The organism is Cernens ardua (assembly GCF_051251085.1).
In the GTDB taxonomy this organism is placed as follows: domain Bacteria; phylum Pseudomonadota; class Gammaproteobacteria; order Pseudomonadales; family Halomonadaceae; genus Cernens; species Cernens ardua.
In genome coordinates this window covers 81,221-94,760 of the sequence record NZ_JBPCZH010000004.1, presented here as the reverse complement: position 1 = coordinate 94,760, position 13,540 = coordinate 81,221, and the positions used below count along the sequence as shown (strand labels likewise).

Annotated in this window: 9 protein-coding genes; all 9 read right to left on the bottom strand. The window is 49.6% G+C overall.

Going from position 1 to position 13,540, the window contains the following annotated elements; genetic code table 11:
• Positions 1-3: 3 nt before the first annotated feature.
• The gene (locus tag LMG33818_RS08490; RefSeq protein WP_442322943.1) at positions 4-3,198 is read right to left on the bottom strand and encodes a type I restriction endonuclease subunit R; all 3,195 of its coding nucleotides are present in this window, start codon (positions 3,196-3,198) and stop codon (positions 4-6) included.
• On the bottom strand, positions 3,198-4,427 hold the full coding sequence (locus LMG33818_RS08485; RefSeq protein WP_442322942.1) for a restriction endonuclease subunit S: 1,230 nt from the start codon (positions 4,425-4,427) through the stop codon (positions 3,198-3,200). Before LMG33818_RS08485 ends, LMG33818_RS08490 begins: the two co-directional genes overlap by 1 nt.
• Entirely contained in the window at positions 4,417-5,994 is a 1,578-nt protein-coding gene (locus LMG33818_RS08480) for a type I restriction-modification system subunit M (RefSeq protein WP_442322941.1), read from the bottom strand. Before LMG33818_RS08480 ends, LMG33818_RS08485 begins: the two co-directional genes overlap by 11 nt.
• 173 nt (positions 5,995-6,167) lie before the next feature.
• Positions 6,168-8,006 (bottom strand): glutamine--fructose-6-phosphate transaminase (isomerizing), encoded by a 1,839-nt coding sequence (gene glmS, locus LMG33818_RS08475; protein ID WP_442322940.1) that lies wholly within the window; start codon positions 8,004-8,006, stop codon positions 6,168-6,170.
• A 105-nt stretch (positions 8,007-8,111) separates the two neighbouring features.
• Complete coding sequence (locus LMG33818_RS08470; RefSeq protein WP_442322939.1) at positions 8,112-8,882, bottom strand: DeoR/GlpR family DNA-binding transcription regulator; 771 nt, start codon at positions 8,880-8,882, stop codon at positions 8,112-8,114.
• 212 nt (positions 8,883-9,094) lie between these two features.
• Positions 9,095-10,453 carry a bifunctional UDP-N-acetylglucosamine diphosphorylase/glucosamine-1-phosphate N-acetyltransferase GlmU gene (glmU, locus tag LMG33818_RS08465; RefSeq protein WP_442322938.1) on the bottom strand — a complete coding sequence of 453 codons (1,359 nt, stop codon included), beginning with the start codon at positions 10,451-10,453 and terminating at the stop codon, positions 9,095-9,097.
• 201 nt (positions 10,454-10,654) lie between these two features.
• Complete coding sequence (locus LMG33818_RS08460; RefSeq protein WP_442322937.1) at positions 10,655-11,071, bottom strand: F0F1 ATP synthase subunit epsilon; 417 nt, start codon at positions 11,069-11,071, stop codon at positions 10,655-10,657.
• 103 nt (positions 11,072-11,174) lie between these two features.
• Positions 11,175-12,551 (bottom strand): F0F1 ATP synthase subunit beta, encoded by a 1,377-nt coding sequence (gene atpD / locus LMG33818_RS08455; RefSeq protein WP_442322936.1) that lies wholly within the window; start codon positions 12,549-12,551, stop codon positions 11,175-11,177.
• A gap of 78 nt (positions 12,552-12,629) precedes the next feature.
• Positions 12,630-13,523 (bottom strand): F0F1 ATP synthase subunit gamma, encoded by an 894-nt coding sequence (gene atpG, locus LMG33818_RS08450; protein WP_442322935.1) that lies wholly within the window; start codon positions 13,521-13,523, stop codon positions 12,630-12,632.
• Positions 13,524-13,540: the final 17 nt, after the last annotated feature.

Sequence of the window (13,540 nt, the reverse complement as noted above, 5' to 3'; positions counted from 1 at the left end):
AGTTTATCCAGAAAGGCTGGCGGACAAAGCTTCTGCCTGCTTCAACACAGTCTGTACCGCATCATCCTGCAAATCGGGTGGATAACCATACTTGCGTAAAATGCGTTTCACCAATACTCGGATACGTGCCCGGGCATTTTGCCGCTGAGCCCAATCGACCGTGACGTTCTGACGAAGACTCTTCAGCAGCTCGTGAGCAATCACCTTCAATTGGTCGTCACCCATAATATCAATGGCTGATTCATTTTCGGCCAGGGCATCATAGAAAGCGATTTCTTCCTGTGACAGGCCTTTTTCCTCACCGCGGCTGAGTGATTGCCTGATCTGTTTGGCAAGATCAATCAGTTCCTGCAAGACTTCTGCCGAGGTCAGTGCATTGGCATGGTAGCGGGCAATGGAATTTTCCAGGCGCTCGCTGAATGCTTTCGACTGAACCACATTGGTTCGACTTTGTGAGCGAATATCATCGTTCAGGAGTTTGCGAAGCGCCTCAATACCAAGGTTCTTTTTCTCCATCCCGGCCACTTCTGCAAGAAACTCATCCGACAGAATCGAAATATCCGGTGTCTGAATGCCCGATTCCTTGAAGATATCTACAATATCCGTTGAAACTACCGAGCGACTGACAATCTGCTGGATTGCCAGAGCATGATCCTTGGCTTGGCTGGTAGCACTACGCTCACTCTTGGCCAACGCCGCATTAATGGCCTGGAAGAAGCCTACCTCATCACGAATATTGCGTGCGTCATCCGAGCTTGAGGCCAAAGAAAACGCCTTGGAGAGTGCCAGTACACAGTCAGCAAACTTACGCTGTGCCTTCTTTTTTCCTTCTTCCGACTCTTCCTTCGCTGCCCACTCCTGCTGTTTCTGAAGAATCCATTCAATTGCACCGGCCATCATCTGCATGCGCTCATGAGGGCTTCCCTGTAGGGCAGAACGGTAATCAAAGCCATAGAACATATCGCAGACGATCTGATACTTCTCCAGCATCACTGCGATAGCCTGTTCCTCATCGATCCCTGTTTTCTCCTGATCGGATTCAGAGTATTGGCTTAGGGCAGCCTTGAGGTTCTGGGCAATCCCGATGTAGTCGACCACCAAACCTGCCGGCTTGTCGCGGAACACCCGGTTAACACGTGCAATCGCCTGCATTAACCCATGTCCTCTCATCGGCTTGTCGATATACATGGTATGCATACAGGGAGCATCGAAACCGGTCAGCCACATATCTCGGACAATCACCAGATTCAGCGGGTCATCGGGATTACGAGCGCGTTTAGCCAGGTCTTCCGCGCGCTTTTTGTTGGAAACATGCGGTCGATATTCCTCTGGATCCGATGCACTCCCTGTCATAACGACCTTCACCACCCCCTTGTCATCTTCATCGCTGTGCCATTCGGGGTGGATCCGGATAATTTCATTGTACATGGCGACGCAGATACGGCGGCTCATGCATACCACCATGCCCTTGCCGGAAAGTGCCTGCAGACGAGCCTCAAAATGCTGGACGAGATCGCTAGCCACCATGGACAGTCGTTTCTCACTGCCCACCAGTGCTTCTACCGTGCTGTATTTCTGTTTAATACGCTCAATCGAATTTTCGTCTTCGCCTTCGAGCACTTCCTCAACTTCATTATCAATTCGAGGCCGCTCATCATCATCGATGCTGATTCTAGCCAGTCGTGACTCATAGTAGATGGGGACGGTCGCGCCATCCTCGACAGCACGGCTAATGTCATAGACATCCACGTAATGACCAAACACGGCGGGGGTATTTACATCTGTCGATTCGATTGGGGTTCCGGTAAAGCCAATGAAGGAAGCATTGGGCAATCCATCCCGCAAATACTTGGCAAACCCGTAAGAAATCTCACCATCCTTGCCATCCATACGAGCCTTGAATCCGTATTGACTACGGTGCGCTTCATCGGCAATCACAATGACATTACTGCGATCAGTCAGCTTGGGAAAGTCCTGTTCACCTTGTTCCGGTGAGAACTTTTGCAGGGTAGTAAAGACAATTCCGCCCGAGGCCCGATTGAGCAGTTCCCGCAAATGATCTCGCCCTTCTGCTTGCACAGGGGTCTGTCGGATAAGCTCATGACAACGAGAGAAAGTACTGAAGAGCTGTTCATCCAGGTCATTACGGTCCGTCACAATCACCAATGTCGGATTCTTCATGGCAGGCTCAACTACCATCATGCCTGCATAGAACGCCATTAGAAGGCTTTTTCCCGATCCCTGGGTATGCCAAATCACACCAGCTCGATGATCGCCCTGCCGTTGATCCTTTACCTCAAATGACTCACGCCCCAGCAATTGCTCGGCCGGCAACGCATTACTGGCACGCAATGTCGACGTAACCGCTTTTTTGACAGCATGAAACTGGTGATAACCTGCAATAATCTTGACCAAGCCATTATCGGTTTGATTAAACACCGTAAAATGGCGCAGCAGATCAAGAAATCTTCCGTGTTCGAAGAGACCTTCAATTAAGGTACTTTGCTCATAGCTACCCTTGAGCTCAACTTCTCGACCATCAGTCGTTCGCCAAGGCATAAAGCGTTCAATATCGGCAGACAAAGAACCAACCCGAGCATTGAATCCATCTGATGTCACCAACAAAGCATTAGTATGGAACAGCAAAGGGATCTGTTCCTTATACGTCTGCAATTGGTTGAAAGCGCCCTCAATCGTGGCATTTTCAGCGCCGGGTGCTTTCAGTTCGATGACCGCAACCGGTAATCCATTAAGGAAGATAACGACATCAGGGCGGCGATTATAATGTCCTGCTATCACGGTAAGCTGTTGTACCGCCAACCAATCATTATTGGCTGGATTACTAAAATCGACCAGATAGACTCGTCCTGCAACCTGTTCACCGTCAGCGTTGTCATACTCAACCGTCACACCATCTGCCAGTAGCATATGGATACGATGGTTCTCTTCAATCAATCGATTGAATTGCGTACCTGTCAACTGACGTACAGCATCCTGACATGCTGATGCAGGCATATCAGGGTTGATCCGCGCAATGGCATTCACCAACCGATCGTGCAGAATTACTTCCTTGTAGGATGTCCTTTCCGGTGCACTACCATCAGGGCCAATGACATCATCGTTGCTGGTTTGAAATCCCAAACTTGCCAACTGGGCAATTAGCCCTTGTTCAAGCTCATCTTCCGAAATAAACGCCATCAGACGGACTCCTCAACTACCTGTTCAGCATCAGGAATGCGTAGCTCGCCGGAGATAAGTTTGGGAAGGAGGGTGTCTCGGAGATTGCTAAGGTTTATAGTTTCTTTAGTATTCAAACTAACCTTGTCGTCTAGTGAAGCTATTTGCCTTTCAAAAGCATCAATCAGTTCACCATCAGCTTTTAAAAAGGACAATGCAGAAAATTGCTTCTTGTTTATAGAACCAAATACAGTTCCTTCACTTTCATATGATTGGAGTTCCTTTTGTATTTGTCGAAGCGAATAGTAGGTAAAACCTCTTGCGCCACTTTTATGCCTAATTGCTGCGACCCCTCGACCAATACAACATTTTTCTGACGCCATGTTGATATCACCTACGGGGGCTCTAACACTAACTAGGGTATCTTCTGCTGATGCCAGCCTTTTAGGATCAGTACAATATTTGCGATTAGATGGATATCTAAAACCAAAGTCTGTTCTGCCCTGAAAGAAAGGCAAACCATCTCCATCATCGTTGTAGGTATCACCTTTTGGAGACTGTCCCATGGTTAAGTTAAAGTTGTCTCCAAGTGTTTCTAGCTTCCACCCCTCAGGCTTACCACCATCCTCATCCAGACGATCAGGAAAGAGTTGCCAGATTTCTTCAGGCAGGTAAGCTTCACGCCCTTCCATCTTGGCGCGTACAGGGCCGAAATCGACGAACCAGTCCTTGAAGATAGCTTGAGCCATGGCTTCCAGAGTTGCGTTTTGGCGGCGGTTGAGGTCGATTTTGTCGTCGAGGGTGCCTAGCAAATGCTCAATTTTTTTTTGATACGCAACATCTGGGTATTTTACAGGTATGAGGTTCAGATTAGCTTGATTGAGCTTCGGCATAACAGCTCCAGTAATATAGGGCTGTATATCGACCGTTTGAAAATAATAATGGAGATACCTTGTAGAGACTTCCTCGCCACCTGTTACGATATGGGCATGGTTGTTTACCCAACATTTCCCATTCGCAAGAAAGGCAATGGGAGTTTGTTTGGTCCTAAGGTTTTCGCCATCTTCTGCTATCAACAAATGAAGCCCATCGAAAAGATAATCATCAACATAATCCACAATCCCCGAAGCACCATAGTAAGGGTAGGGCCCTGGATTGCGATCTGATTGCTTAACTGGTTTCCTCTTACCATCGTGGTTGCTGGATACTTCTCCCAGCAACTTCTCGTTCCATTCGATATCAAAGGCCATACCCAAGCCCCCTCAAATTAGCCTGAATAGCTGCATCCAGCTTCCTACCTTCTTCCTGCTGCTCAAACCATTGAGCACTCAACTTCGCCATCTTCTCAGGGAAAGGAATGCCATCATCTTCTTCAGCAGCAGCACCAACATAACGACCGGGTGTTAGTACATACCCCTGCTTCTGGACTTCTTCCAGTGAGGCGGACTTGCAGAAACCCAGGACATCTTCATAGCCCTCGGATTCACCCCGCCATGCATGGTAGGTAGCTGCAATATTCTGGATATCTTCGGGAGACAATTCACGGCGGGTACGATCAATCATACGCCCCATATTCCGGGCATCGATGAAGAGGATTTCACCACGACGATCACGTAGCTGCTTTTTGCCACCACCAGACTTATCTTTTGCCATAAACCACAGGCAGGCAGGAATCTGGGTAGAAAAGAATAACTGTCCGGGCAGGGCTACCATACAATCCACGGCATCACCTTCGATCATCGCCGTGCGAATCTCGCCTTCACCGCTTGAGTTAGAGCTCATGGAGCCGTTGGCCAATACCACACCGGCAGTGCCCTTGGGCGCCAAGTGATAGTAGATGTGCTGCAACCAGGCAAAGTTGGCATTACCTACGGGAGGAACCCCGAACTTCCAGCGCACATCATCGCGTAAATGCTCGCCGCTCCAGTCCGATACGTTGAACGGAGGATTAGCCAGGATAAAATCTGCCTTGATCGGTACGCCATGGCTATCTGTACGGGTAGCAAATTCATCCTTTAGGAAGCTGCCTTCGTTGTTCCAGGCAATATCACCATCAATGCCACGGATCGCCAGGTTCATCTTGGAGAGCTGCCAGGTGGCGTGGACACGTTCCTGCCCATAGATAGCCAGATCACCAATACGCCCACCATGTTCCTTGATGAAACGCTCACTCTGCACAAACATACCAGAAGAGCCGCAGCAGGGATCGTAGATACGGCCTTCATAAGGCTCCAGCATCTCAACTAGTAACCGTACAATAGAACGTGGGGTATAGAATTCTCCACCACGTTTGCCTTCACTTCCGGCAAACTGATTCAGGAAGTACTCATAAACGCGCCCAAGCACATCCCTAGCCTGGCTTTGCTTATCACCCAGCGCGATACCTGAGACCAAATCTACAAGGTCACCCAGCATGCGCTTGTCCAACGTAGGACGCGCATAATCCTTGGGTAGAACCCCTTTCAATGGTTCGTTTTCTGCCTCAATGGCACGCATGGCATCATCGATCAGCTCACCGATTTCCGGCTGCCGAGCATTATCCTTAAGGAGGGACCAACGGGCTTTCTTGGGGACCCAAAAGATATTGTCTGCCAGGTACTCATCCTTGTCTTCGGCCGCCCATTCACCTTCTACCATCAGCTCGGCATGGCGTCCTTCAAAGGCATCAGAAATATACTTGAGGAAAATAAGACCCAGCACTATGTATTTGTATGCACTGGGCTCAACGCTACCACGCAACTTGTCAGCCATTTTCCAAAGGCTATCGGCGTATTCAAGCTCAGGGGAGGTATCGGTATTTTTTTCTTGAGAGGCCATTCACTGTTTCCCTTATGCATGACTTTTGGTGTGCTATTACCATTAGTTACAGCATAAGGTATAAAACAGCTTCAGGCTATGAGGATGAAACTATATTTTCAAGGATGACACTTTATTTTTAAGGATGAATCTTTATTTTCATCCGACAATTGTCATCCCATCAAAAACTACCCTCACTCCACGGTCACGCTCTTCGCCAGATTCCTTGGCTGATCCACATCCGTGCCTCTCAACACGGCGATATGATACGCCAACAATTGCATCGGGATGGCATAGAGGATCGGGGCAAGGTCTTCTTCAATCGAAGGCAATTTCAAGACGGTGACATCTTCACCCGCATCCAGATGCGTATTTTCGTCAGTAAAGACATACAAACGGCCACCGCGTGAACGCACTTCCTGAAGGTTGGACTTCAGTTTTTCAAGCAGGTTGTCATTCGGTGCCACTGCAATCACAGGCATGTCGCTGTCTACCAACGCCAATGGGCCATGCTTAAGCTCACCCGCGGCGTAGGCTTCTGCATGAATGTAGGAGATTTCTTTCAGCTTGAGAGCACCTTCCTGTGCAATCGGGTACTGCGCGCCTCTTCCCAAAAACAGGGCATGGTGTTTTTCGACAAATTCAGCAGAAAGCTTTTCTATACCTTCATCAAGTGCCAAGGTCTCGCGAATCGCGTTAGGCAAATGGCGTAGCCCCTGAACCAGTCGTGCTTCGACTTCATCCTGACCATGACGGACATGGCGCAGGGAGAGGGTCAGCAACATCATGGCGACCAACTGCGTGGTCGTGGCTTTGGTAGAGGCAACGGCGATCTCGGGGCCAGCCTGCGTCATCAGGCTCAATTCGGATTCACGTACCAGGGAACTGCCCGGCACGTTACAAATACTTAGGCTGCTAAGGTACTTGCCGCTCTCCTGAGCATAACGGAGCGCCGCGAGGGTATCGGCCGTTTCACCCGACTGGGAAATGCTTACAAACAGCGTGTTACGGGGAACAACGACATCGCGGTAACGGTACTCGGATGCCACTTCGACCTGCGTTGGAATACCGGCCAGTTTTTCTATCCAGTACCGTGCCACCATTCCTGCGTGATAGCTGGTGCCACAGGCAACGATATGGATGTTGTCTACCTGTTCGAAAAGAGCTTCTGCATTGGTACCAAAGGCCTGAGGTAGCACATGATCGGCACCCAGGCGGGCTTCCAGCGTATCCGCGATAGTGGCAGGTTGTTCGAAGATCTCTTTCTGCATGAAGTGGCGATAATCGCCTTTGCTGGCAGCACCATCGCCATGTTCGTAAGTGATGATCTCACGCTCGACAGGGGTATTGTCTGCCGTAAAGATATCGATGCCACCATGGGCAGAAAGATCAACGACGTCACCTTCTTTCAGGTAAATGAAACGATCGGTGACCTGTAAGAGCGCCAATGGATCAGAAGCCAAAAATGCTTCATCAACGCCTACGCCTACCACCAGCGGGCTCCCTTTACGCGCGCCAATAATGCGGTCACGTTCGCTGCTATGCATAACGGCAATGGCATAGGCGCCTTCAAGCTGAGAAATGACGTTGTAGACGGCTTTGTGCAGATCTTTCACCCGATCATATTCGCGATCAATCAGGTGTGCCATGACTTCTGTATCAGTGTCCGAGGTGAAGGTATACCCTTCGGCCTGCAGCTCTTTACGTAGGGGCTCGTAGTTCTCAATGATGCCGTTATGGACAATCGCCAAACGATCATTGGAGAAATGAGGGTGCGCATTGGCAACAGTCGGGCGGCCATGGGTCGCCCAACGGGTATGTGCAATACCACAGTGTCCATGCAAGGGCGCGTTATCCAGCTCGGCTTCCAACGCTGCGACCTTACCAATTGAACGACGGCGTTCGAGATGAAGAGAATCATCCATCGTCGCGATACCTGCGCTGTCGTAGCCGCGGTATTCAAGGCGTTTTAGTCCTTCCAGTAAAATGCCCTGAACCTCTCGGCAAGCAATAGCGGCAACAATTCCACACATGGGATTCTCCTCATACTCTGCTGAATGTAAGCATCAGCAGTAGCCTCAAACTTGAATTACAAATTTATTTAAGATGGCATTTATTAATGGAAGAGCAATGAATAATCAGCCTTTGGGTTCGACATATTCAATCACAACAACCTCTACGCCATGGTCCTTGATGTTTTGAAGATCCTGCGGAAGGATCCGATCGTCGGTAATAAGCACATCGATATTGCCCCAGCTTAGCTCCAGATTCGGCATGCGACGGCCAATCTTGTCGGCTTCTGCCATGACAATAACTTCACGGGATACCTCGGCCATCACTTGTGAAAGTCGCAGTAGCTCCTTGAAAGACGTTGAGCCCCGCTCGATATCGATCCCATCGGCTCCCACAAAAAACTGATCAAAGTCGTAACTACGCAACATTTGCTCTGCGTTATTCCCCTGGAAGGACATGGAACGTTCATCCCATGTTCCACCTGTCATCAATAGAGAGGGATGATTGGGTAACTCACACAGTTGGGTCGCGATTTCGAGCGAATTCGTCATGACAACCAAGCCAAGAATATCCTTGAGCTCAGGAATCATCGCGCTCGTGGTACTGCCACAATCCACTACAATGCGGGCATGGTCACGAATACGCTTACGTGCCGCTTCGGCGATCCTCTGCTTGATAGCAGTGGGCCCTTTCTGGCTTGTGCTTTCATGAGGAAGCAGGGAGGCACCCCCATAACGACGAATCAGCAACCCTTTTTCTTCCAGACGCGTCAAATCCTTTCGAATCGTAACTTCTGATGTATCGAAATAATCAGAAAGCGCTTCGACACTCATCTGTTGCCTGTCTTCCAGGAGAGCCATGATTTGCTCTCGCCGTTCACTCGATTTACGAACCATAATTTAAGCGTGGTGCCGTGTTAAACGATGACTTATAAGCGACTTTGAATCTGTCGAACCAACAAAACTCAGGCTCTAATATAAAAAACGCCGTTTCCGAAATATTACAATTTTCGAAAACGGCGTTCAATAGTTTCGTTTCAAAACATTATAAGTCTAGAGTAAGATTCCTTTTTCCTGCACTTTTCGTCTAAAAAAGTATAAACGAGATGTTATTTGCCGCCCGGACGCTTCCATCCTTCTTTTACAACCTGTCGGCTACGGCCAATGGCAAGAACGCTATCTCCCACGGAATCAGTCAATGTAGACCCGGCTGCAACAAAGGAATCATTACCGATGGAGATAGGCGCCACCATGACGGAATTCGAGCCAATAAAGGCGCGATCCCCTATTTCAGTGAGGTGTTTGTTCACGCCATCATAGTTACAGGTGATAGAACCCGCACCGATATTGGTCCCTTTACCCACCTTGGCATCGCCAATATAGCTCAGATGATTCACTTTGGTTTCAGTACCGATGGTGGCTTTCTTGATTTCAACAAAATTACCGATATGTACACTGCGTTCCAAATGAGCTGCCGGACGCAAGCGTGCAAAGGGGCCCACCCTGTTATCGCCTTCGGCACGGGCATTATCGATATGGCTATAGGCGTCGATATGACTACCCGCCCCGATATGTGAGTGACGGATGACACAGTAGGGGCCAATGTGTACGTTATCTTCAAGAGTGACATCCCCTTCGAAGATACACCCTACATCGATAAAAACATCCTGCCCCAATGTGAGTGTTCCGCGTTGATCAAAACGGGCAGGATCAGCCAGAGTTGCGCCATCAGCCATGGCCCGATCAGCCTGGCGTTGCTGGTACCAGCGTTCCAGTACGGATAATTGCCGACGATCATTTATGCCGGAAACTTCTTCAACACACTCTGCCTGAATCGCAGCAAGCGGTGTTCCATCCTGATGCGCCATACCCACGATATCTGTCAGGTAATATTCACCTTGGGCATTTTCGGGTTTCAGGCGGGGGAGCCATTTCTTGAGTAATCGGCCTGTTGTGGCCATCAGGCCTGTATTACATTCATGAATAGTCAGTTGCTCGGGCGAGGCATCTTTCTGCTCGACAATTGCCACAACCTGCTCTTCAGTATCACGTACAATACGCCCATAACCGGTAGGATCATCCTGCATAACGCTGAGAAGTGTGAGCTGATCACGATCCAGCCCGGTGGATAGTCGTTCGAGCGTTTTCAGGCTCAACAAGGGTGCATCGCCATTCAACAAGAGGACCGGGCCATCCCCCAGAGAGGGTAATGCCTGGGCAACAGCATGCCCTGTACCCAATTGTTCATGTTGAAAAACGTAATTGATAGGTTGGCCTTCCAAGGCTTTCTGCACCTGATCGGCACCATGACCCACAATAAGATGTATCCGTGCATCACTGAGCTGCTTAACCGTATCCAACAGATGCTGGATCATCGGACGCCCTGCCAACGGGTGTAATACCTTGGGTAAGGAGGATTTCATTCTACTTCCCTGACCAGCGGCAAGGATGACCACATCAATAGGCATGCAAACTCCTGTATATCATGAGGGGGCAGAAAGCTGATTCAGGAACGTGTTCCCGACAACTGTGCAACGTATCTGAATATTATGCCTGATAGTGACACGTATGAAATAAAAATGCCCCGACCGAAGTCAGGGCATTCAAGGATCATGGCTTCCGGATCTTCCGGAAGATGATTCTACTTTATTGCTGAAAGCGAGTGGACATTACATGCCACGTGCTTTTTTCAATGCACGCAGCCTTGCCTGAGCCTCAGCAATTTCAGCCAGTGCTGTGGTGTAATCGAAATCGGATGATTTCTGGGAAGCTGCATTACGCGCTTCTTCCAATGCTTTCTGGGCAGCTGCCTCATCAAGGTCACCACCGCGCTCAGCAGTATCAGCCAGTACGGAAATGGAATCCGGCTGGACTTCCAAAATACCGCCAGAGACATAGAAGATGTGATCCTTGCCATCTTCCAAAGTGACCTGAACAGGGCCAGGTGCGAGAAGCGTCAGCAAGGGTTCGTGACCTGGACGCACGCCCATTTCACCTTCACTACCCGGGACAATAACCTGAGTCGCCTTGCCAGAAAAAATTGATCTCTCAACACTGACGATGTCGCATTGAACAGTATTTGCCATCTTGGTCTCCTGCGGGAGCTACGGTTAGCAGCCCCTTCAAGAACTGCATAAGGGAAAAGTCGACCACTGAGTTTATAACACCCAGTGGCGATGCCTTTCCGGCTTACTGCATGTTCTTCGCTTTCTCGATAGCTTCGTTGATATCGCCAACCATGTAAAATGCCTGTTCAGGCAGATCATCATAATCACCGTTAAGAATACCGGTGAATCCAGCGATGGTGTCTTTCAACGAAACGTATTTACCCGGAGCCCCTGTGAATACTTCAGCCACGAAGAACGGCTGAGACAGGAAGCGTTGGATTTTACGAGCACGTGCAACGATGGACTTGTCTTCATCAGAAAGCTCATCCATACCCAGGATAGCAATGATGTCCTTGAGCTCTTTATAGCGCTGCAGAACACCCTGAACACGACGTGCAACGTTGTAATGCTCATCACCCACTACCAATGGGTCCAACTGACGAGAGGTAGAGTCCAGCGGATCAATCGCAGGATAAATACCCAGCTCGGCAATGGAACGGTTAAGTACAACCGTCGCATCCAGGTGAGAGAACGTGGTTGCAGGAGAAGGATCCGTCAAGTCATCCGCAGGCACGTAGACGGCCTGAACAGAGGTGATAGAGCCATTCTTGGTCGATGTAATACGTTCCTGAAGCATCCCCATCTCTTCAGCCAGAGTCGGCTGATAACCTACTGCTGAAGGCATACGACCCAGCAGTGCGGATACCTCGGTACCTGCGAGGGTGAAACGGTAGATGTTATCGATGAACAGCAATACATCACGACCTTCATCACGGAATTTTTCCGCAATAGTGAGGCCAGTCAGTGCTACGCGAAGACGGTTACCCGGCGGTTCGTTCATCTGACCATAAACCAGCGCAACCTTATCAAGAACGTTGGACTCCTTCATTTCATGATAGAAGTCATTACCCTCACGAGTACGTTCACCTACACCGGTAAATACAGAATAACCTGAGTGCTCAACCGCAATATTACGGATAAGCTCCATCATGTTTACGGTCTTACCCACACCTGCGCCACCGAAGAGACCCACCTTACCACCCTTCGCGAACGGGCAGACAAGGTCAATAACCTTGATACCCGTTTCGAGCAGCTCGTTTGAGGCAGCCTGATCAGCATAACCCGGCGCCTTGCGGTGGATGGACATGACTTCGTCCGAACCGATGGGGCCCGCTTCGTCGATAGGACGGCCAAGGACGTCCATGATACGACCGAGTGTTTTAACACCAACCGGCACCTGAATAGGATGGCCAGTGTTGGTGACTTGAAGGCCGCGTTTCAGACCTTCAGTAGAGCCCATGGCGATAGTACGAACAATGTTGTCACCCAGCTGTTGCTGAACTTCAAGCACTGTCTCGGTATTATCTACATTGAGGGCGTCATAGATCTTGGGCACTTCACCGTGGGGAAACTCCACATCGATGACAGCGCCGATGATTTGTACGATATGTCCGCTCATCTGGTGTCCTCTAAACCTGCGATTCTTGCATGCCGCCAGGCATGTCACTGTTTCCAGTTATTCCAATCACCCACGGCATCAAACAGCCGCGGCACCGCCGACAATCTCGGAGATCTCCTGGGTGATCGCCGCCTGACGGGCCTTGTTGTAGGCCAACTGCAGGTCGTCGATGATCTGACCAGCGTTGTCAGTAGCATTTTTCATGGCAATCATACGTGCTGATTGCTCACAGGCGATGTTTTCAACCACCGCTTGGTAGATCTGCGATTCAACATAGCGAACCAACAGTTCATTAAGAATCACTTTTGGATCGTCTGGCTCATATTCATATGACCAGATTTTTCCCTGCTCCGCTTTAGGCTGATGCTCTTCCTTATCCGACTGTTCATCGTCAGTCACAAGGGGAAGAAGCTGTCGAACCACGGGCTTTTGAGTCATGGCGTTGATAAACTCGTTGCTGATCACGACAAGGCGATCCAGCTTGCCTTCATCATAGGCATCGAGCATGACTTTCATGCTGCCAACAAGATCGGAAAGCTCGGGAGCATCTCCATAATCCTGTTTGGTTGCCAGCATTTCGCCACCATGACGACGGAAGAAACCCACCGCTTTTTTACCAATGGGGCAGAAGGCTACTTCAACTCCCTCTTCACGGTATTTCTTGATTTCATTGGTCGCTGTCTTGAAAGCGTTGACGTTAAGCCCGCCACAAAGACCACGATCCGATGAAACAACAATCATACCTACACGCTTGAGCTCACGATTGGCCAGATAAGGGTGTTTAACATCCATCTGACCGCCAGCTACGTGGTGGCTGACTTCGCGAATTTTTTTCGCATAGGGCTGACTGGCCGCCATACGTTCTTGAGCCCGGCGCATCTTCGAGGCAGCGACCATCTGCATCGCATTGGTAATTTTCTGCGTGTTCTTGATGCTGCCGATCTGTTGCTTGATCTCTTTTCCGGATGCCATACCGATCTCCTCTAACC